This is a genomic window from Streptomyces sp. NPDC002911 (assembly GCF_053591835.1).
The window spans coordinates 528,279-547,491 of sequence record NZ_JBSFUO010000002.1; the positions used below are offsets into that span (position 1 = coordinate 528,279).

Below are 19,213 nucleotides of genomic sequence, written 5' to 3' on the forward strand. Positions count from 1 at the left end.
TGTGAACTTCTGGGAGTATTTGAGCACCAGGCATCAACAGCTGCTCACCGACGCGTTCCAGCACGTCAGCGCCGTCTTCCAGTGCATGGTCATCGCCACCGTCCTCGGCGTCCTGATCGGTGTGGTGAGCTACCGCAGCGGCTGGGGCGGCGCACTGGCGATCACGTCCACCTCGGCGATCCTCACCATTCCCTCGCTCGCGGCGATCGGCCTGCTGATCCCGCTGGTCGGCCTCGGGGTCCCGCCCACGGTGATCATCCTGACCCTGTACGGGCTGCTGCCCATCGTCCGTAACTGCATCGTCGGGCTGCGCGGGGTCGACCCCTCCCTCGTCGACGCGGCGAAGGGCATCGGGATGTCCCGGACCAGACGGCTGCTCAAGGTGGAGCTGCCCCTCGCGTGGCCGCCCATCCTCACCGGCATCCGGGTCGCCACACAGATGCTCATGGGCATCGCCGCCATCGCCGCGTACGCATCGGGCCCCGGTCTCGGCAACGAGATCTTCCGCGGGCTCGCCTCACTCGGAAGTGCCAACGCCATCAATCAGGTCCTCGCCGGCACGATCGGCATCGTCATCCTCGCCCTGCTCTTCGACGCCGCGTACGTACTGCTCGGGCGGCTCACCATCCCTAGGGGGATCCGTGCCTGAGACCGCCACCGGGTCGCCGGAGGCGGCCCCGCCCCGCCCCGCCACCTCGGGCGCCACCATCCAGCTGGAGAACCTCAGCAAGTCCTACCCCGGCAGTCCCGCTCCGGCCGTGGACGAGGTGTCCATGGACATCAAGGCCGGGGAGACCGTGATTCTCGTGGGCCCGTCCGGCTGCGGAAAGTCCACCACGCTGAAGATGATCAACCGTCTGATCGAGCCGACGTCCGGGCGGATCAGGATCAACGACGAGGACGTCACCGACATGGACCCGGTGAAGCTGCGCCGCAAGATCGGCTACGCCATCCAGTCCTCCGGTCTCTTCCCGCACATGACGGTCGCGGAGAACATCGCCCTCGTGCCGAAGATGACCGGCTGGTCGAAGTCCGGGGTGAAGGACCGGGTCGAGGAGATGCTCGATCTGGTCGGTCTCGACCCCCGGGAGTTCCACGGGCGATACCCGCGCCAGCTCTCCGGCGGCCAGCAGCAGCGTGTGGGAGTGGCGCGGGCACTGGCCGCGGACCCGCCGGTCCTGCTGATGGACGAGCCGTTCGGGGCGGTCGATCCGATCACCCGCGATCACCTCCAGGACGAGCTGATCCGGCTCCAGCACGAGCTGCACAAGACGATCGTCTTCGTCACTCATGACTTCGACGAGGCGATCAAGCTGGGCGACCGGATCGCGGTGCTGCGGGAGCGGTCGCACATCGCACAGTTCGACACCCCGGAGGCCATCCTCACCAATCCGACGGACGACTTCGTCTCCGGTTTCGTGGGGGCGGGCGCGGCCCTGAAGCGGCTCAACCTCACCCGCGTACGGGACGTGGGGATCGCCGACTTCCCCACGGTGACCGTCGAGGACCCGCTCCAGTCCATCTTCAACAAGCTGCGCGACGGACAGCACAACGAGCTGCTGATGCTGGACCGCCGCAACCGTCCTTACAAATGGCTGCGGCGCGGCGACCTGATGCGGGCCAAGGGTTCGCTCGCCAGGGCCGGACAGCTGGTGCACGACACGGTGACCCGGGACGCGACGCTGCACGACGCCCTGGAGGCGGTACTGACCGACAGCGGCGGGCGGGTCGCCGTGACCGGGCGCCGCGGTGAATTCATCGGCGTCGTCGACATGCACACCCTGATGAATTCCGTACAGGAACTCCTGGAGGCCGACCGGCTCACCGCGATGGAGCACGAGCACGATCTGGAGGAGCTGCGTGCCCACCGGACGGAGCAGGAGCTGGAGGGTGGTGGCAGCGGGCTATGACCCCCAGTCATCACGCGCCTCCCAAGGGCGCGAGGCCACCCGGAGAGCACGACGTGGGAGGCCACGCCTTCCGTGACGAGGAGACCGAGCCCTCTCCGCCGCCGCCCGGTCCGCAGCGCCGGATCACCTGGAAGAAGCTGGCGCTGGTACCGGCGGTCTGCGCGGTCGTCCTCGTGGCGACGTATCTGTGGATCTCCAACGTCGACCTCGACTCGATCGCGCAGAACTCGCTGGCCGGCGACAACGTCGAAGTGCGTTGGTGGCAGCACGTCAGGCTGACCGCGATCTCCACCTTCTGGGTGCTGATCATCGCCATCCCGCTCGGCATCGCGCTGACCCGGCGGCGTCTCAAGAAGGCCGCCCCCTGGGTCACGGCCCTCGCCAACATCGGCCAGGCGACCCCCGCGATCGGGCTGCTGGCCCTGCTGGTGATCTGGCTGGGCATCGGCCCCTCCACGGCGATCACCGGCATGGTGATCTACGCGGTCCTGCCGGTGCTCTCCAACACGGTGGCGGGGCTGCACTCGATCGAACCGACCCTCGTGGAGGCCTCCCGGGGCATCGGGATGTCCGCGATGGGCACGCTCACCAAGGTCGAACTGCCGCTCGCCGTCCCGCTCATCCTCGCGGGCGTCCGCACGGCGCTGGTGCTCAACGTGGGCACGGCGACCCTCGCCACCTTCGGCGGCGGCGGCGGGCTGGGCGACCTGATCACCTCGGGGATCCAGACGCAGCGCATGCCCGTGCTGGTGCTCGGATCCGTGCTGACGGTGGTGCTGGCCCTGCTGGTGGACTGGCTGGCCTCGCTGGTCGAACTGTGGCTGACGCCGCGCGGACTGGAGGAAGTGTGAGGGTACGTACGGGCCTGGCATCGGCGGCCGCGCTCGCCCTCCTGCTCACGGGGTGCGGGCTGAAGAGCGGATCGCCGCTGGTGGACGAGGTGGAACCGGGATCGGTCGGGCAGGGGCAGCCGCTCAGGGGCGCGTCACTGACGGTGACCTCGAAGAACTTCAGCGAGAACATCGTCCTCGGGCACATCATGGGCCTGCTCTTCAAGGCGGCGGGCGCCGAAGTCCTGGACCGGACGAACCTGCCGGGGTCGATCAGCGCGCGCGAGGCGGTGGTCAAGGGCGAGGCCGACGCCCTGTACGACTACACGGGCACGGCATGGATCACCTATCTGGGCCACGCCGAGCCGGTCGTCGACCCGCAGAGGCAGTACGAGGTGGTGCGCGACGAGGACAAGGGCAACGGGGTGACCTGGCTCCCGCCGTCCACTCTCGACAACACCTACGCTCTGGCCATCAGCAAGAAGAACAACGCCAAGTACAAGCTGAAGACGCTCTCGGACGTGGCCGCGCTCGCGAAGAAGGACCCGAAGGCCGTGACGGTCTGCGTGGAGAACGAGTTCGCGTCGCGCGACGACGGCCTGCCGGGCATGCAGAAGAAGTACGGGATGAAGCTGCCGGCCTCGAACATCCAGAAGATGGACGCGGGGATCATCTACACGCAGGTGTCGAAGTCCGACTCGTGCCTGCTCGGCGAGGTGTACACCACCGACGGCCGGATCAAGGCGATGAACCTGGACGTCATGGAGGACGACAAGCAGTTCTTCCCCAACTACAACGCCGCACCGGCCATCCACACGGCGACCCTCGACAAGTACCCGGAGATCGCCGAGCTGCTGGCGCCGGTCACGAAGAAGCTGACGACGCAGCTCGCGCAGGAGCTGAATTCCAAGGTGGACGTGGACGGGCAGGACCCCCACGAGGTGGCGAAGGACTGGCTGGTGGAGGAGGGGTTCATCCAGGAGGGCTGAGCGGAACCCGGAGTTCCAAAGAACTCGTTGCAAAGCAATCTTTGCAACTCTATGGTCGTCGCATGTCACCGAACGAGCCCGAAGGCCGGCCCGCGCCCTACGCCGACGACCCCAAGATCCACCACGTCGACACCCGCACCCTGCGCGGGCTCGCTCACCCTCTGCGCATCCGGCTGCTGAACGCCCTGAGGGAGTTCGGCCCCGCCACCGCCTCTGGACTCGCCGACCGGCTCGGCGAGTCCAGCGGCGCCACGAGCTACCACTTGCGCCAACTCGCGGCGTACGGCTTCGTCGAGGACGACCCGGAGCGCGGCAAGGGACGCGAGCGGTGGTGGAAGGCCGTCCACACGGGCACGGTCTTCGGACACACCGAGAACTTCCTGCAGCACCCGGACCCCGAGGTACGCGGAGCCATCGGCGTCGTGCTCCACGAGGTGGCGACCACCCATGCCCAGGAGCTGAACACCTGGCTCGGGACGCTGCACGAATGGCCTGAGGAGTGGCGTCAGGCCTTCGAACTCAGCGACTTCAAGCTGCGCCTCACCCCTGAACTCTCCCTGGAGCTCGCGGAGAAGATGCAGGAGCTGGTGAACAGCTACCGGGGCCGAGTCCCCGAGGGCACCGAGGGATCGGCCGTCGTGCGCACCCACGTGCACGTGTTCCCGCGCCCCACCGACTGAGGGGATCACCGTCATGCACAGCGACATCCATCACCTGCTCCACACCTACCGCTCCGCCGAACTCTGCCGCGAGGCAGCGGAGTTCGCCCCCGTACGCCCCGGACTGCGTCACCGGATGGGCTGGACGATGGTCGCGCTGGGCCTGCGCCTGGCGCAGGCCGGGCCGGCCCCGGCCCGCGGCGCGCGGACGGCCTGACGGTGGACGGGGGGAGACCGGCCCGGCACCGCACACCACTGGCCGCCGTCCTGGCGCCCAACCCGGCATGCCGGTCAGGAGACCGGCAGCGGGGCCACGGGTCGAGGGGTCGAGGGGTCGAGGGGTCGAGGGGACGAGTGCGACAGGTGCGCTGCCGGCGCTGGGCGGGGTGTACTTCCTGGCGACGCTGAGCCCGCTGGTCTTCCCCGCGTGGCGCAGCACGGAGGGCCCGGAGCCGCAGGTCAGCAGCTCGGAACCTTGCCCCCCTGGTCAAGAGCCCGCAGCGAGGACACCGCGCTCTGCAGTGTCGTGACGGGGATCAGCCGCAGGCCGTCGGGCTGCTCGGCCTTCGCCTGCTTGCATTCGGCCTTCGGCACCAGGAAGACGGTCGCGCCGTCGCGCCGGGCGGCCCGCGTCTTGAGGGAAACCCCGCCGACCGCGCCGACCGCGCCGTCGGCCTCGATCGTTCCCGTACCGGCAACGGTGCGGCCGCCGGTCAGATCGCCGCCGGAACCGTTGCCGACCAGCTTGTCGATGATGCCGAGCGAGAAGAACAGGCCTGCGCTGGGCCCGCCGACATCGGCGAGATTCAGGGTGATGTCCACCGAACCGGGCTTTCTGTCCAGGTAGCTCAGAGCCGCGTCGACGGCGACGTTCTGCGACTCCTTCATGTCCTGGAGGTTGTGCTGCTCGATCTCCTTCTCGGAGTCGCCGGTCGGGTACACGGAATCGCGCGGCATGACCGCCCGGTCCGTCCTGAACCAGCTGTCCACCACGGCCCCGACCCCGATGTCGGCGGTCGGGGCCGTCGCGAGGATCGTGGTCATCCGCAGCTCGCCGTCGGTGGTACGGGTCGGCGCGCCCTTGATCGTGATGACCGGCTTCCCCTTGTCGTCCCCCAGGACATCGGCGGTACTGCCGGGCTGCGCCACGGTGAACGGCAGCGGCGCGAAGGCGGCCGTGCCGAACAGGGCGAGGACGGGCAGCGCGCAGAGGGCGAGAAGGCGGGGGCGGGAGAGACGAATGGCCACCCGCCCAATCTATCCGCCGCGCGCCACCTGCTCCGACCGCCCCGGCGTCACCGGGGCGGCGGGCCTGAGCCACGGGTGCGGTCGGGCCTCAGCGCAGCGCGTCGGCGACCTCACGGGCCGCGTCGAGGACCCTCGGGCCGACCCGTTCCGGTACGGCGTCGGCGAGCATCACCACGCCCACGCTCCCCTCCACGCCCGAGACCCCGACCAGCGGTGCCGCTGCCCCGCAGGCACCGGCTTCGAGCTCGCCCTGGGTCAGGGTGTAACCCGGGTGGTCGGCTGTCTTCTGCCGGGCGGTGAGGATGGCCCGGCCCGCGGCACCCCTGTCCAGGGAGTGACGGAAGCCGGCCCGGTAGGCCACGTGGTAGTCGGTCCAGGTCGGCTCGACGACGGCGACCGCGAGCGCGTCCGCTCCGTCGACGAGCGTGAGGTGGGCGGTGGCCCCTATGTCCTCGGCCAGGGAACGCAGCGCGGGCAGTGCCGCTTCCCTGACGAGGGGGTGCACCTGCCGGCCAAGGCGCAGCACGCCCAGACCCACTCGGGCCCGGCCGCCCAGGTCACGCCGGACGAGCGCGTGCTGTTCCAGGGTGGCGAGCAGTCGGTAGACCACGGTGCGGTTGACGCCGAGTTTGTTCGACAACTCGGTGACGGTCAGGCCGTGGTCGGTATCGGCGAGCAGTTTGAGGACACGCAGTCCCCGGTCGAGCGTCTGAGAAGTCTCCGCGGTCACGACGCCCTCTCCCTCGTGGTGAGCGGGGCGGTTGTCTCTCCGGGTGCCGACGCCGGTCCCACGGCGTCGCACAGAGAGGCCGCCGACTGGCCATGGCACCGGCTGCGCTCCGCGGCCACATTGCCACGGGGCGTTCATATTTCGGGGACATTAGCGAGCTAGTCCGCTCAGCGGAAGACCTCGTCCAGAATCCGGTCTCCCTCCGGGACGGCATGACATAACCGCCGGTCAGCGGCGGACCGTCCGGAACGCGAACATCTACGCGCGTTCTAGTCGGGTGACGCGGCAACAACGCTCCGTACACCACCCGTAAACGATTGTTAACGCACCGTAAATAAGTGGACAAAAAAATCACCCACCCCCGGCGCCCGTCGCACCCTCGCACGCCCCCTTCGCGACCGGTACGCGCCCCGAACACCCACCCCCGGCGGCACCTCGCGCCGAGCCGGGGCCTCGCGCACCGTGACGGGAGAGCCCGCCATCTTCCGCGCCAAACCCCTCCGTGCGCGGCGTCACGAATTCTCCACACATCACTCGCAATTGATCATTTCGATTCATGGTCAACTCTTGAGGTAACCGCCGGATCCAATTGGTAGATTGTTTCGCCGTATACCCACCACAAGGGGGCATACGGGAATTATCGGTGCTACGGGGAGGGTAACCACCAATGGCGTGGGACGAATGGGAGCAACTGAAATCCGAGACTGCCGAGAAGCACTCGGCACGGATGCAGTTGAACCAACTGCCGCCCGAAGCGGGTGGAGGACCGCCACCCCAGGGCGACCTGAAGGTCAACCAACAGGACCTGGCCGCGATCGGCAATGCCGCGTACAGGCTGTACGGCGACCTCGAAAAGGCCGGTGACCACGCCCGCGCCTCCACCCAGAAGGCGGCCGGAACCCTGAAGACGGAGACCTTCGCCCTTGGCGGGGCCCTGGATCACGTGGCCTCGCGCTGGATCGACCAGGTCCGCTCCGTGCTGGACGCCTGCGCCCACATCTCGAACCACCTCGACTACACCAAGGGCGCCCACGCCGGCGACGAGGTGTACATCGCGACGGTGGTCAGCAACATCGACACCCTGGACAAGGGCTTCGACGAAAGGGCCGGCAGCTGATGGATCTCGACTCCCTGCGCTTCGCGAACTTCTCCGACCTGGACGCGGCGATCACCGACTGGGAACAGATGGTCACCAAACTCAAGACCCTCCAGGACGACGCCAAGGACAACCTCAAAGCCAAGTCCGACAAAGCGGACTGGGCCGGTGACAACGCCACCGTCACCCGCACTTTCGTGGACAAGACGGTCGGCGAGTTCGCCGATGCCCACACCCAGGCCGAGACGATCAAGAAGATCGTCACCGACACCCGCGGTGAACTGGTCGGCTATCGCAAGCAGCTGATTGCGGCCATCGACCGTGGAGTGAAGAAGAACCTCACCGTGCGTGACACGGGCGAGGGCTCATTCACCGTCACCATGAACATCCACCCCGACCGGGCGGCGAAGGGCACCTCGGTACCTGAGCACACCCAGCAGGACGTCGATACGTTCCGGGACGAGATCCAGAACATCCTGAAGAACGCCACCGACAGCGACACCTCGGCGGCCAAGGTGCTCACGCTCCTGGTCGACCAGGCCGAGCACGGCTTCTCCGACGCCAGTTACGCGGACCGGGACTCGGCGGCCAAGGCCGTGGCGGAGGCGGAGAAGCTCGCCAAGATCCTCAAGAAGGACCCGCACGACGTCACGCTGACCGAGCTCAACACCCTCAACACCACGATGGCCACCTACAAGAACGACCCGCTCTTCGCCGAGCGGTTCGCCACCCAGGTGGAACCGAAGAAGCTCCTGGAGTTCTACGCCGGAGTCGCCGACCCGTACCAGGGCATGGGCAGGGACCCGAAGTTCCTCGAGCAGGCGAAGCAACTCCAGAAGAATCTCGGCATCACGCTGGGTACGGCCACGTTGTCCGACAGCGACAGGATGCAGGGCTGGGAAGCGAAGATGGTGAAGCTGGGCCCGGACCGGCTCGGCATCGACGACGCCGCCGACCCCACGGGCTTCGGCGTCATGAGCAACCTCATGCGCTTCGGCGACTACGACGACCAGTTCCTCAACGCCTACGGCGACAAGCTCATCGCCTACGACAAGAAACACAACGTCGAGGACATGAGCCCTTGGGTCAACAACTGGAATAGTGGCGACCTCAACTTCTACGGCAAGCACGACCGGGGCCGCGACCCGATGACGGGCTTCATGGAGGCCTTGGGCCACAACCCCGACGCGTCCACCCAGTTCTTCGCGCAGCCCGAGGGCGCGGGGGCAACGGTCGACAAGGCCGGCGAGGTCAACGAGCACCTGAAGTACCTGACCCAGGACCGCATCTGGCTCGCTGACCCCACCGGCGAGGGCGACAGCAAGGTCAACGCCGGCAAGGACTCGCTGGGCCACGCACTGGAGTCCGCCACCACCGGCTACGCATACGACTCCGACCCGATGACCGGTAAGGACCCCCTGCACCCCGGCAGCGGGGACCACCGCACGGCGGCGACGGCGGGCGTCATGGAGCAGGTGGTCCACCTGTACGGGAGCGAGAAGGGCCCCGAGATGCTGCACCAGCAGTCGGAGCTGGCCGACAGCCTGGGCAAGATGGGCGCGGCGTACATCGACGACATCGACTACAGCCTGTCGGGTATCGGAGACCACGCGAAGGACGACGGTGCCTTCCCCGCCAAATACGACGGGCGGGCGAACTTCGGCAACACGGGCGCCATCAACTTCCTGAGCGTGCTCGGACAGAACGAGACCTCCCACGGGGTGGTCTCCGCCGCGCAGCACCTCTACACCCTCAGCGCGTTGGACGCGTTCCCGGCCACCAGCGAGAGGAACATCGACAACGCTCGCGACGCGTTGACAACAGGCGCCGAGGCGCGAGGCGTTCTGGACCACTCCCGCGTGCAGCAGGCCGAGACCGACTTCGAGAAGAACTCCGAAGAGGCCAACGAGTCACTGGCCCGTTCCGGCGACTGGATCAATCTGGGTGCAGAGGTGATCGTGGGAGGCGGCATAGCGGCCATCCCCATCCCCGGCAGCACCGCGGCAGCCGTGGTCGTCGCACCGATGGTTGTGGAAACGGCGGGCGAGGCCCTCAACACATTTATCGGCCACCAGGTCGACAAGGGCATCGCCGACGCGGAGGAAGACCCCACGGAGCAAGCTCAGCTGACCAGCGAGAAATTCTACAGTGCGGGATTCGACCAGCTCGGTCGTGCCTACGGGACCTATGCCAACGAGAATCCCGAGTTCGGTGACACCGGTGATCAGGGCAACTGGACAGAGGCCATCAAGAACAGTTACGACCTGGGCTCGGGGCAGAACGACTACCGCGGGCGTGCCCCGCACGAGGACTGATAGATATGCGACGAGCAGTCACCCGTATCAGGAACGAAGTGCATGTGTGGGCGACGGTGCGCTGGACCGTCTGCGCGGTGCTCGTGGTGGGCGCGGCCACCGCATGCTCTGACAACAATGAGGGCCGCGTGGACGCCCCTGAGGGCCTCTCCGCCTCCCAGGTCTGCGGTGGAACACTGTCTACGGCAGGCGTGGCTGCGCTAGAACGCATCGGAGGTAAGAACGGGTACACCGAGCTGGAAGATCCAGAAAAGTGGTCGCTGGGTTCAGCCGCGAAGCGCCTTAAGGATTTCGCAGTCTCCGACTACGAGTGCACGTTGTACCAAGAGGACGACGGCAGCGGACTCCCGCTGATGACCATCGGGTTCATAGCGAGGAAGAGCCACCCGGATCCGGCCGAGGCGGCCAAGGAAAAGGAGCCCGGCCAGATCTTCTACCCCCTCGGGGTGTACGCGTCCGCACAGGGACACCTCGCCGCATCCTTGTTCTTCGCGTGCCCCACAAGGCGAGCCGACGGCAGCACTCCCTATGTGAAGGCCAACATGTACTCGGCGGAGGACAAAATGAACGCCGACAGCACCGGCAAGGACCGCATGACGATCCTCAACGACATGTCGCACGCCCTCGCCGAGGAACTCGGCTGCGCCGCCGAGGCAAAGCTGCCCGCCACGGTGCCCGACGCCCTGCCCGGATGACACCACGACCCCGGTGCGAGGCGGATCACACCGCCCGCGCACCGGGGCCCCGTCAGGCCGGGCTCACCGCATCCGGGTGGCCCACTCCTGGACCTTCTTGATCCGGTCCTGGATCTGCCCCGCCGTCGCCTCCGCGCTCGGCGGCCCGCCGCACACCCTCCGCAGCTCGGTGTGGATCACTCCGTGCGGCTTGCCGCTCTGGTGCGTGTACGCCGACACCATCGTGTTGAGCTGCTTCCGCAGCTCCAGCAGCTTCTTGTGCGTGACCACCGGCCGGTCCTCGGCCGCCTTCTCCAGGAGGTCGGCCTCCGCAGCCGGCTTCTGGCGGCTGTGCGCGATCTGCCGGGTCTGCCGCTTCTGGAGCAGCAGCTGCACCTGGTCGGGTTCGAGGAGGCCCGGGATGCCCAGGTAGTCCTGTTCCTCCTCGCTCCCCGGGTGCGCCTGCATGCCGAATTCGGCACCGTCGTACAACACCCGGTCGAAGACCGCGTCGGACTCCAGCGCCTCGAAGGGCAGCTGCTCCTCGGTCTCCTCGTCCTCGAGCTTCTCCGCGTCCGCGAGGAGCTTGTCCTCCTCGGCGAACGGGTTCTCCTCGTCGCTGCCCTTCTTCGGCTTGTCGAGGACGTGGTCGCGCTCGACCTCCATCTCGTTCGCGAAGTCGAGCAGCATCGGGATGGTCGGCACGAAGACGGAGGCGGTCTCACCCCGGCGTCGTGACCGTACGAAACGGCCGACGGCCTGGGCGAAGAAGAGCGGCGTCGAGATGGTCGTGGCGTACACGCCGACCGCGAGACGCGGGACGTCGACGCCCTCCGACACCATCCGCACCGCGACCATCCAGCGCGACTCGTCATGGCTGAACTTGTCGATGTTCTTGGACGCGGCCTTCTCGTCGGAGAGGACCACCGTGGGCTTCTCCCCGGTGACCGACTTGAGGATCTTGGCGTAGGCGCGCGCCGACTCCTGGTCGGTCGCGATGACGAGCCCGCCCGCGTCCGGAATGCCCTTGCGCACCTCGGTCAGCCGCTTGTCGGCGGCGGACAGCACGTTGGGGATCCAGTCGCCGGTGGGCGCGAGCGCGGTGCGCCAGGCCTGCCCGATGGCGTCCTTGGTCATCGGCTCGCCGAGCCGTGCGGCGATCTCGTCCCCGGCCTTGGTGCGCCAGCGCATGTTGCCGCTGTAGCTGAGGAAGATCACGGGCCGGACGACCCCGTCGGCGAGGGCGTTGCCGTAGCCGTAGGTGTAGTCGGCCGAGGAGCGGCGGATGCCGTCGTTGCCCTCCTCGTACGCGACGAAGGGGATCGGGTTGGTGTCGGAGCGGAACGGCGTACCGGTGAGCGCGAGCCGCCGAGTGGCCGGGTCGAACGCCTCCTGGCAGGCCTCGCCCCAGGACTTCGAGTCACCGGCGTGGTGGATCTCGTCGAGGATCACGAGCGTCTTGCGCTGCTCGCACCGGTTGCGGTGCAGCATGGGGCGCACGCCGACACCGGCGTAGGTGATCGCGACTCCGTGGTACTCCTTGCTCACGGGGCCGGCGCTGTACTCCGGGTCGAGCTTGATGCCGATACGGGCGGCGGCCTCCGCCCACTGTTTCTTCAGGTGCTCGGTGGGCGCCACGACGGTGATCTGCTGCACCACGTGGTGGTGCAGCAGCCATGAGGCGAGGGTCAGCGCGAAGGTGGTCTTCCCTGCGCCGGGGGTCGCGACCGCGAGGAAGTCGCGCGGCTGCTCCTGGATGTACTTCTCCATGGCACCCTGCTGCCAGGCGCGCAGCTTCCCTGCGGTCCCCCAGGGGGCGCGGCCGGGAAAGGCGGGTGAGAGGTGGTGGGAGGCGGTAGTAGTCACGGTCTCCGGTTCAGGGCACTCGGGTACGTGGGGCGCTGTCCGTAAGGGCCGGAAGCAGCCCGTACGCGATACGACAACCGGGCCACCCTACCGGCGGTCGGGGCGGAACCCCGTACGGATCAGCCGTGACTCTGCAGTGCTGAGATCTGCTTCACAGAAGACGGTTACCTGGCGAACCCGGGTAGCTGCTCCGCGATCTTGGCCATGTCCAGCGCCCCTTGACACACATCCAGCACGAACCGCTCGGCCTCGTCCACGTCGAAGCCCGCGTCGAGCGGATGCCCGTTCATGTGCAGGAAAACCCAGGTCGCGTACCAGGCGATGCGCTTGTTGCCGTCGACGAGCGCGTAGTTACGCGCCAGGGACTCCATGAGTGCCGCGGCTTTCTGCCACACGTCCGGATAGGCGTCCTGGCCGAATACGGTCGCCTGCGGGCGCGCCAATGCCGAGTCGAGCAGCCCGTAGTCACGTACTTCGGCCGCCCCCAGCCGTTCCGCAAGGTTCAGCAGCTCAGGCAGTGTCAGGTACTGCATCAGGCCAGCCTCCGGTTCAGCTCCTCACTGACCTTCAGCACATGATCCGCCGCCTCGTTGAAGAGGCGCGAGTGTTCGTTTATGGCGGTGATCACCGCATCATGAGCGAAGGACTGCATGCTTCGCCCCTCTGCCTCGGCGCGGGCGCGCAGGGCGTCGAGCTCTTCCTCGGTAAACCTCAGATTCAGCCCAGCCATGCACGAATGGTACCGCATGGTACCACGCGGTGCTAAGGATCCGTCCGCACCCGCGTAGCCACCCACACCCCCACGAGCGCCACGGCCGCCATCGGCAGGAACACCACGGTGAACGCCCCCGGGTGCGCCGTGGCCGTACCGCCGCCCACCGCCCCGTGCGCGGCCGCGCCCACCGCGCCGCCGCCGAGCGCGGCGAAGGCCGCACCGCCCGCGGCGAGCAGCAGCGCGTTGGCCAGTCCGTCCGAGATCTGCAGGGCGGCGGAGTTGGCTCCCGCCTCGTGCGGGGCCGACAGCTTCAGCAGCAGCACGCTCGTCGACGCGATCACCATGCCCATGCCGAAACACCCGAAGCCCCAGACCACGGCCAGCGTCCACACCGGCACCGCCTCGATCAGCACGCTGGGTGCGGCAAGGATCGACAGCGTCACGCAGATCATGCCCGCCACCATGAGAGCCCCCCGGTGGGGCTCCAGCCGGGGCCGGGCCAGTACGTACGAACCGAGAGCCCAGGTCAGGCCGCCCGCGGCCAGGGAGAGGCCGGCCAGCGTCGGGGACAGACCGCGCTGAGTCACGAGCATCAGCGGGACGAAGGACTCGGCGACGATGAACGAGCCGGCCGAGATCCCCCGCAGCAGGATCACCGCGGGCAGCCCCCGCGCGGCCCGTACGGTGCCCCGGGGCAGCAGACCGCGCACCGCGGGGACGAGCAGCGCGGCGCCGGCCAGCGCCGGGACCAGCGAGGCCCACCCGATCTCCTGCCCCGCGTACTGGAGCAGCCCGGCACCCGCCGATATCCCGAGCGCGAGCCGGATACGGCGCCGGTCGAACGGCTCCGCAGCGGCCTCGGCGTCCGCGGGCCCTCCCGCCATCCGCCGTATCGCGGGCAGTGCGAGGCCCAGCGGGAGGAGGATGAGGACAGGGATGCCGACGAAGACCCAGCGCCACCCGAGGTGTTCCGTCACGGTCCCCGAGGCCAGCGGCCCGACGACGGACGGGACGATCCAGGCGGCCGAGAAGCCGGCCATGATGCTCGGCCGGATCCGCTCCGGGTAGGCCCGCCCGATGACGACGTACAGCGCCACGATCACGAGTCCGCCGCCTATGCCCTGGACGGCCCGCCCCAGGATGAACGTCCACATGTTCCCCGCGGCCCCGGAGAGCACCAGCCCGGCCCCGAAGGCACCGATACCCGTGGCGAGCGGAGCGAGCGGCCCGCGCCGGTCGGCCCACTGGCCGGAGAGCACCATGGCGAAGAGGCTGGTGGTGAAGTACGCGGAGAAGGCGAACGCGTAGAGCGGAATCCCGTGCAGCTCCCGCGCCGCGACCGGCATCGCCGTGCCGACGGCGGTCGCCTCGAAGGCGATGAGCAGGACGACGGAGACGATGCCGACGCTGAGCGCCCGGTAGGTCCGCCCGAGGACGCCTTCCGCCGGTTCGGCGACGGTGGTCTCCACGAGGGCGGCGGTGACCTCGGCGTCACTGGGTTCCAGGGCAGTCATGAGCCCCAGAGTAAGGGCCGCACCACCGGGTGACCCCTGTCGGTGGTCGGTAGCCGGCTGGTCCCTTGGTCGTACGGCTACGGCCCCGGCCGGACCATGAACGTGAACGCGCTGTGGCAGTCGTGTTGCGGCGCACCCGCATCCCTTGAGCCCGGTTCCACCGGCCCGTACGGTCGACAGCAGATCAAGAAACGCACGGCCGTGTGCCCGAGTGGTTCAGGGGCTCGACTGCAACTCGAGTTACACCGGTTCGAATCCGGTCACGGCCTCCAGCCCCCGTTCGAACGATGCCCGTCGCCGGAACCGGCGGCGGGCATCAAGCGCGAGGTCAGCCCGTGACCGTACCCGTCAGGAAATCGGTCCAGGCAGCGGGGGCGACGGCGAAGGTGGGCCCGTCGGTGACCTTGGAGTCGCGCACGTGGACGGTATGGGGGCAGGTGGTGACCTCGACGCAGGCCTCACCCTCGTTGTTGCTGTAGCTGGACTTGTGCCAGTCGTAGGCGACTTCGATACAGGCGCCGCCCTCATTGCCGCTGTAGCTGGACTTGAACCAGGAGAGCTCCGACCCGACGGTCATAGTCGCCTCACCTTCGTTTCGATGATCTCAGCCGACTTCCAGGGATTGAGCGCCTGCGCACGCAGGATGCCGAAGAGATCGAACATATCGCCCACCTGCTCCGGCCTGGAGATCAACCTATCGCCGCCCTGCGCCTCCACGTACACCAGATTTCGGCCTTTCTCCGTACACATCAACTGCATCGGGCCCATCAGCCCCGCGTGCGTGTGCTGATCGGAGGGCATCACCTGCACGGTGAGGTGGTTCATCCGCCGCATGCAGTCGAGCAGACGCAGCAACTGCTCCTTCAACACCTCCGCGCCACCGAGCGTCCGGTCCAGGACCGACTCCTCGATGACGAACCCGACATACGGCGGAGGCGTGCGCATCAGCACCGCCTGCCGTTCCAGCCGCGCCTCGACGTGCCGGACGATCTCGTCCTCGGCGTACGCGGGTTTACGCGCCCGGTACAGCGCGTACGCGTACGCCTCCGTCTGGAGCAGCCCCGGCATCAGCATCGTCTCGTACGCGCTGATGACCCGCGCCTGCCGTTCCAACCGCGCCCAGTCCAGGAACTTCGCCGGGTACTTCTCCTCGTCGATCAGCTCGATGCACGCCTTCAGCGCACCGTCCGCGCCGAAGGTCCGGTCCGCGTCGGCCAGCAGCTCCACTGCCGGGATACGCTCCGCCCGCTCGACCGCCCCCATCAGCGACTCCGAGATCAACAGCTTGCCCGCTGCTTCCTTCTGCGTAAGCCCGGCCCGCACCCGATGGATACGGATCAGGTCCCCCACCAGCCTCCGCACCCGCGACGGCTCACCACTCGTCCCCACAGCCACCACCACCCTCACCACATCCTGTCGATGTGCGCCACTTCCTCATGGTCACGCTACGCAGCGTTAGGAATGCTGAGGGTCATGACGAGCAAGAAACGCCCCGAATGGGTACCTGCCGCAGGGCACCAGCTCCACCTGACCGGCATCCACTTCGACGCCATCCGGCTGCGGGGCGTAAGGGGCGAGGCAGTGCTGCACCACCTCGGGACGCTCACCGACGGCGAACCGGGCCCGGTCGTGCGGGAGATCGCGGGCAGCCGGTGGACCTACTTCCTGATCCCACCCGGTTCGAGCAAGGAGTACGACTGGCCACCGGGCGCCCGGTGCTTCGGCCCGGCAGCCCGCGACCAGTACGTCGGCATCCCCGCACCGGACGGCAACACGTACCCCCTGAGCTGGCGCTGTGGGGCACCAGGAGAGGGCGAGTTCGTGGACGCGGAGTCGCTGTACGGGCTGGTAATGGCCCAACTGGCCCCGGAGGGCGAATGAGACAGGGCCCGTCAACTACCGATCCGGGCGCGGTCACGACAGCTGTAGTTCGTGACTTGTGAGGTTCCTGTCACGTGAAGCTCCCCCCACGCATCGACACATTCACACAGTCCACATGGCCTCACACAGCGTCACCAGCAACCGGAAAGAGACCTGCGAAGCGTTGCACCAGACGGGCCTTCCGACCGACCGTCAGCGGTACCGGATCACGTGCAGTGCGTGAACTGCCGTCGGGTCGAAGGACACGGGGTTCTCGGACGAGCCGTCGAACAGCATGACGCCGGTCGCCGTGGTGAGGCCGTTGACCAGCCAACCCACGGCCTCGCGGCCCCGGCCGTCCGTGCGGCGGATCCAGATCAGGGCGCGCGCGCCGGTCGGGAACGACGACAGTTCGTCCACTGCGGACGACCAGACCTGGTGGTCCGACGTCGAGAGGACATCCCCGAGTTGGGCGAGTGTCGGTTCGAACCAGTGGGCGCGGCCGGGCGCGGGTGGTGGCGGGAACTTCCCGGTGCCGGGAACCCCGCCGGCGTCCCAGTGGGCCAGCCAGTTCCAGGGATCGGAGTTCGGGAGGCCGAACGGCTCGCCCGTGTCCTTGGGGACGACCAGCGTCGCGTCGAGCATGGTGTCCTGCCAGCCTCCCTCGCTCAGATGACGCCGCGTGTCACAGGAGAAGACCCATCCGCGTCTGGTTTCGTCCTCGGCGCTCGGACGGACCAGCTCGGCCTGACCTCCGTACGCGTTCTCCAGCCACCGCCGTGCCTTGGTGAGCGCCGAATCGAAGTCGGGCGCCTCGCACTCCCAAGGATGACTCGGCGCCCCCAGCGCCTCGGGCCGGGCCCGGACGAAAACCAGCTCGCGAACGTGGTCGGTGTCCAACCGGGCGAGGGACGACGTCAGGCTGTCCAGAAAGACGCACCGCCCCTTGTTGTTGTGCGCGTAGATGAGATTGCCGGTCGCTTCCAGCCCGCCGATCTCGCGGCGCACCCACACCAAACCCCGCGTGTCGGGCCCGGTTTCGGCGACCGCCTTGACGATCTCGTCCCAACTGTCCGCGCGTACCCGCTCGAACTCCGGGAAGTACCGGCGGGTCACTCTGCTCCACCAGCCGGGAGCCTCGTCCGACGCCTGCCAGGGCAGCGGGACGGAAGGGCTCCCGTTGATCGCCGAGTGCAGCGCCACAACAGAGCCGCGGGCGTTGATCCTGCCCCCCTGGCCCTGTACCCGCGCGACGGCCACCTCGTACGACGGGGCCGGCTCCAGGTCCGCAAGGGGCGAACTCGGCGACGGATGGAAGGGGGAGCTGCCGTCCTTGGGCACGACGGCCGAGGCCGCGAGCATCGGAGTGTGCGGGTATCCAGGCTGTTGCACGGTCCGGCAGGCCATGAGCCAGGCCGTGGCCGACTCGTGCACCGGGTGGGGTGCGGCCAGTGCGACAAGACCGCGATAGGTCCGATCAAGCCAGGGCGCGGCCTGGTGTGCGGGGGAAATCATGCTGTCAGTGCCTCGCTGGGGGCCAGTCGCCTGCCGCGCGGAGAGCCATGTACTCGCTCACGGGGAGATGCGACGGGGGAAAATGGGCCGCGGATCCGTCGTGGGGGACCACGACCACAGAGGTGAACGGGGCATCAATGAAGGCCCCAGTTTCGATGTGTTCCTTGAAGTCGAAGCGGACAGACCAGCCGTCGGTGAAGTGAATAGCAGTCTCCGGGAGCATCACCACGGAATCCGGCTTGTCCGGGTAAGCGATGCTTTTCAGGAAACGAGCAGCCGCCTTCACTGCTTCGTCCTTGGTTACCATTTAGGGAGCTCCATTGCGATACGGGATGTGTGCGATGGACGAGACGTTACTCTCCAGCATGCCCAGGGTCCCACTCTGGCCGTCGAGGAACGTAACGCCGTGTGGAGTGTTCACGGCGTTGAAGATATGGGCCGAGCCGTCGGGCCGACTGATGTAGACAGCGCTTCTTGAGCCTTCTCCACGCGCTTGGAGATCACGGATGATGTCGTCGTAGCCATCCACGAAGTCGTACTGGCCTGCGGCCCTGTCCTTGAGCCCGAGCTGTTCCGGCGGAATGTGACCACCGGCCTGCTTCGGGGCCGCACTGACCTCGACGCCGTCCAGACGGCGGTCCACAGTGACGGTGTTGTGGCTGCAGTTGTCCACGTAGCCGGAATGTCCCGTCTTATTGACGTCTCGCATCCACGGATACTCGGAATCCAGGAATTCCTGAGCCTTCTTCGCGTCCACCGAGTCATAGTGAATCGCCTTCTCTTTCACCGTGTCCGTGCTGCGCGCCAGGTCGCTCCAGTCCTTCGGCGCGGGACCGGCGGCTTCGTCCGCGTACTTCAGGCCGTTCGGCGGCACCTTCGTCGCGGCGGCCTCCATGCCCTCCTTCATCCCGAGGCGCAGGCCACCCCGGGCGAGCCCTGCGCCCTTGGTGCCGACGAGTTCGGGGAGAAGACGGCCGATGAACTCGGAGGGGTCCTTCTTGAATCCGTCCACCGCGGCCTGGACGGCCCGCTCAGGATGGGCCACGGTGGACAACAACCCGGCCAGCGTCATGTTGACGTTCTGGATGTACTCGGCGGGGTGGGTGAGGTTGTAGGCATCGAGGGGGTTGACAGGGCGTCGGCATAGTCGGGCCTCGTCCTTTTGGTCATGTGAGGCCGAGAAGGGCGAGGGTGCGGGGTTTGGTCCCGGGCTGTCCGGCGGAGGCCGGCGGCGATGTTGCGGACGCCGGCGAGGCGGAGGGCTCCGATCGCGAGGTTTCTGCAGGTCGCCA

21 protein-coding genes and 1 tRNA gene are annotated in these 19,213 nt (G+C 67.9%); 11 read left to right on the forward strand and 11 right to left on the reverse strand.

Annotation, left to right across the window (positions count from 1 at the left end):
* Position 1 precedes the first annotated feature (1 nt).
* The 6 genes from ACWD04_RS05315 (at position 2) to ACWD04_RS05340 (ending at position 4,605) form a co-directional block, all read left to right on the forward strand.
* Positions 2-649 carry an ABC transporter permease gene (locus ACWD04_RS05315; RefSeq protein WP_362926963.1) on the forward strand — a complete coding sequence of 216 codons (648 nt, stop codon included), beginning with the start codon at positions 2-4 and terminating at the stop codon, positions 647-649.
* Positions 642-1,910 (forward strand): ABC transporter ATP-binding protein, encoded by a 1,269-nt coding sequence (locus tag ACWD04_RS05320; RefSeq protein WP_451128304.1) that lies wholly within the window; start codon positions 642-644, stop codon positions 1,908-1,910. Before ACWD04_RS05315 ends, ACWD04_RS05320 begins: the two co-directional genes overlap by 8 nt.
* Positions 1,907-2,761: an ABC transporter permease gene (locus ACWD04_RS05325; RefSeq protein ID WP_451128306.1), complete on the forward strand. Its 855-nt coding sequence runs from the start codon at positions 1,907-1,909 to the stop codon at positions 2,759-2,761. The genes ACWD04_RS05320 and ACWD04_RS05325 overlap by 4 nt, the downstream gene beginning before the upstream one ends.
* Positions 2,758-3,729: a glycine betaine ABC transporter substrate-binding protein gene (locus ACWD04_RS05330; protein ID WP_451128308.1), complete on the forward strand. Its 972-nt coding sequence runs from the start codon at positions 2,758-2,760 to the stop codon at positions 3,727-3,729. The genes ACWD04_RS05325 and ACWD04_RS05330 overlap by 4 nt, the downstream gene beginning before the upstream one ends.
* Before the next feature lie 62 nt (positions 3,730-3,791).
* Positions 3,792-4,409: an ArsR/SmtB family transcription factor gene (locus ACWD04_RS05335; RefSeq protein WP_451128310.1), complete on the forward strand. Its 618-nt coding sequence runs from the start codon at positions 3,792-3,794 to the stop codon at positions 4,407-4,409.
* A gap of 13 nt (positions 4,410-4,422) precedes the next feature.
* Positions 4,423-4,605 (forward strand): hypothetical protein, encoded by a 183-nt coding sequence (locus tag ACWD04_RS05340; RefSeq protein ID WP_451128312.1) that lies wholly within the window; start codon positions 4,423-4,425, stop codon positions 4,603-4,605.
* Between the two features lie 242 nt (positions 4,606-4,847).
* Here the strand turns inward: ACWD04_RS05340 and ACWD04_RS05345 are convergent, their stop codons facing one another.
* Positions 4,848-5,636 carry a S16 family serine protease gene (locus ACWD04_RS05345; RefSeq protein WP_451128314.1) on the reverse strand — a complete coding sequence of 263 codons (789 nt, stop codon included), beginning with the start codon at positions 5,634-5,636 and terminating at the stop codon, positions 4,848-4,850.
* Positions 5,637-5,724: 88 nt separating this feature from the next.
* Complete coding sequence (locus ACWD04_RS05350; RefSeq protein WP_329037781.1) at positions 5,725-6,366, reverse strand: IclR family transcriptional regulator; 642 nt, start codon at positions 6,364-6,366, stop codon at positions 5,725-5,727.
* 667 nt (positions 6,367-7,033) lie between these two features.
* Here ACWD04_RS05350 and ACWD04_RS05355 point away from each other — a divergent pair.
* From ACWD04_RS05355 to ACWD04_RS05365, 3 genes are all read left to right on the forward strand, one after another.
* Positions 7,034-7,483 carry a hypothetical protein gene (locus ACWD04_RS05355; RefSeq protein ID WP_451128316.1) on the forward strand — a complete coding sequence of 150 codons (450 nt, stop codon included), beginning with the start codon at positions 7,034-7,036 and terminating at the stop codon, positions 7,481-7,483.
* Positions 7,483-9,777, forward strand: coding sequence for a hypothetical protein (locus ACWD04_RS05360; RefSeq protein ID WP_451128318.1), 2,295 nt, complete (start codon positions 7,483-7,485; stop codon positions 9,775-9,777). The genes ACWD04_RS05355 and ACWD04_RS05360 overlap by 1 nt, the downstream gene beginning before the upstream one ends.
* Before the next feature lie 128 nt (positions 9,778-9,905).
* Positions 9,906-10,472 carry a hypothetical protein gene (locus tag ACWD04_RS05365; protein WP_451128320.1) on the forward strand — a complete coding sequence of 189 codons (567 nt, stop codon included), beginning with the start codon at positions 9,906-9,908 and terminating at the stop codon, positions 10,470-10,472.
* 63 nt (positions 10,473-10,535) lie between these two features.
* Here ACWD04_RS05365 and ACWD04_RS05370 read toward each other — a convergent pair whose 3' ends face one another.
* The 4 genes from ACWD04_RS05370 to ACWD04_RS05385 form a co-directional block, all read right to left on the reverse strand.
* Positions 10,536-12,317, reverse strand: coding sequence for a DEAD/DEAH box helicase (locus ACWD04_RS05370; protein ID WP_451128322.1), 1,782 nt, complete (start codon positions 12,315-12,317; stop codon positions 10,536-10,538).
* 164 nt (positions 12,318-12,481) lie between these two features.
* Positions 12,482-12,850, reverse strand: coding sequence for a type II toxin-antitoxin system death-on-curing family toxin (locus tag ACWD04_RS05375; protein WP_451128324.1), 369 nt, complete (start codon positions 12,848-12,850; stop codon positions 12,482-12,484).
* Entirely contained in the window at positions 12,850-13,047 is a 198-nt protein-coding gene (locus ACWD04_RS05380) for an Arc family DNA-binding protein (protein WP_073746295.1), read from the reverse strand. The genes ACWD04_RS05375 and ACWD04_RS05380 overlap by 1 nt, the downstream gene beginning before the upstream one ends.
* Before the next feature lie 32 nt (positions 13,048-13,079).
* Positions 13,080-14,546 carry an MFS transporter gene (locus ACWD04_RS05385; protein WP_451128327.1) on the reverse strand — a complete coding sequence of 489 codons (1,467 nt, stop codon included), beginning with the start codon at positions 14,544-14,546 and terminating at the stop codon, positions 13,080-13,082.
* 197 nt (positions 14,547-14,743) lie between these two features.
* On the opposite strand from ACWD04_RS05385, the gene ACWD04_RS05390 reads away from it, so the two are divergent.
* Positions 14,744-14,818, forward strand: a tRNA-Cys gene (locus ACWD04_RS05390).
* A 56-nt stretch (positions 14,819-14,874) separates the two neighbouring features.
* Here ACWD04_RS05390 and ACWD04_RS05395 read toward each other — a convergent pair.
* Together ACWD04_RS05395 and ACWD04_RS05400 are read right to left on the reverse strand one after the other, a co-directional pair.
* Positions 14,875-15,123 carry a DUF397 domain-containing protein gene (locus tag ACWD04_RS05395; RefSeq protein WP_451128329.1) on the reverse strand — a complete coding sequence of 83 codons (249 nt, stop codon included), beginning with the start codon at positions 15,121-15,123 and terminating at the stop codon, positions 14,875-14,877.
* On the reverse strand, positions 15,120-15,896 hold the full coding sequence (locus ACWD04_RS05400) for a helix-turn-helix domain-containing protein (protein ID WP_451128331.1): 777 nt from the start codon (positions 15,894-15,896) through the stop codon (positions 15,120-15,122). Before ACWD04_RS05400 ends, ACWD04_RS05395 begins: the two co-directional genes overlap by 4 nt.
* A 123-nt stretch (positions 15,897-16,019) precedes the next feature.
* Here ACWD04_RS05400 and ACWD04_RS05405 point away from each other — a divergent pair, with 123 nt between their 5' ends.
* The gene (locus ACWD04_RS05405) at positions 16,020-16,427 is read left to right on the forward strand and encodes a hypothetical protein (protein ID WP_451128333.1); all 408 of its coding nucleotides are present in this window, start codon (positions 16,020-16,022) and stop codon (positions 16,425-16,427) included.
* A 192-nt stretch (positions 16,428-16,619) separates the two neighbouring features.
* Here ACWD04_RS05405 and ACWD04_RS05410 read toward each other — a convergent pair whose 3' ends face one another.
* Genes ACWD04_RS05410 through ACWD04_RS05420 form a run of 3 tightly spaced genes read right to left on the reverse strand, consistent with a single transcriptional unit; the run spans position 16,620 to position 18,993 of the window.
* Positions 16,620-17,921, reverse strand: coding sequence for a YrhB domain-containing protein (locus ACWD04_RS05410; protein ID WP_451128335.1), 1,302 nt, complete (start codon positions 17,919-17,921; stop codon positions 16,620-16,622).
* Positions 17,922-17,925: 4 nt separating this feature from the next.
* On the reverse strand, positions 17,926-18,228 hold the full coding sequence (locus ACWD04_RS05415) for a YrhB domain-containing protein (RefSeq protein ID WP_451128337.1): 303 nt from the start codon (positions 18,226-18,228) through the stop codon (positions 17,926-17,928).
* Positions 18,229-18,993, reverse strand: coding sequence for a toxin glutamine deamidase domain-containing protein (locus ACWD04_RS05420; protein ID WP_451128339.1), 765 nt, complete (start codon positions 18,991-18,993; stop codon positions 18,229-18,231).
* Positions 18,994-19,213 lie beyond the last annotated feature (220 nt).

Excerpts from the sequence above, each read along its gene's own strand:
- ACWD04_RS05325 (WP_451128306.1), top strand. The coding sequence starts at position 1,907 with ATGACCCCCAGTCATCACGCGCCTCCCAAGGGCGCGAGGCCACCCGGA.
- ACWD04_RS05335 (WP_451128310.1), top strand. The coding sequence starts at position 3,792 with ATGTCACCGAACGAGCCCGAAGGCCGGCCCGCGCCCTACGCCGACGAC.
- ACWD04_RS05340 (WP_451128312.1), top strand. The coding sequence starts at position 4,423 with ATGCACAGCGACATCCATCACCTGCTCCACACCTACCGCTCCGCCGAA.
- ACWD04_RS05355 (WP_451128316.1), top strand. The coding sequence starts at position 7,034 with ATGGCGTGGGACGAATGGGAGCAACTGAAATCCGAGACTGCCGAGAAG.
- ACWD04_RS05360 (WP_451128318.1), top strand. The coding sequence starts at position 7,483 with ATGGATCTCGACTCCCTGCGCTTCGCGAACTTCTCCGACCTGGACGCG.
- ACWD04_RS05375 (WP_451128324.1), bottom strand. The coding sequence starts at position 12,850 with ATGCAGTACCTGACACTGCCTGAGCTGCTGAACCTTGCGGAACGGCTG.
- ACWD04_RS05380 (WP_073746295.1), bottom strand. The coding sequence starts at position 13,047 with ATGGCTGGGCTGAATCTGAGGTTTACCGAGGAAGAGCTCGACGCCCTG.
- ACWD04_RS05385 (WP_451128327.1), bottom strand. The coding sequence starts at position 14,546 with ATGACTGCCCTGGAACCCAGTGACGCCGAGGTCACCGCCGCCCTCGTG.
- ACWD04_RS05395 (WP_451128329.1), bottom strand. The coding sequence starts at position 15,123 with ATGACCGTCGGGTCGGAGCTCTCCTGGTTCAAGTCCAGCTACAGCGGC.
- ACWD04_RS05405 (WP_451128333.1), top strand. The coding sequence starts at position 16,020 with ATGACGAGCAAGAAACGCCCCGAATGGGTACCTGCCGCAGGGCACCAG.
- ACWD04_RS05410 (WP_451128335.1), bottom strand. The coding sequence starts at position 17,921 with ATGATTTCCCCCGCACACCAGGCCGCGCCCTGGCTTGATCGGACCTAT.
- ACWD04_RS05415 (WP_451128337.1), bottom strand. The coding sequence starts at position 18,228 with ATGGTAACCAAGGACGAAGCAGTGAAGGCGGCTGCTCGTTTCCTGAAA.
- ACWD04_RS05420 (WP_451128339.1), bottom strand. The coding sequence starts at position 18,993 with ATGACGCTGGCCGGGTTGTTGTCCACCGTGGCCCATCCTGAGCGGGCC.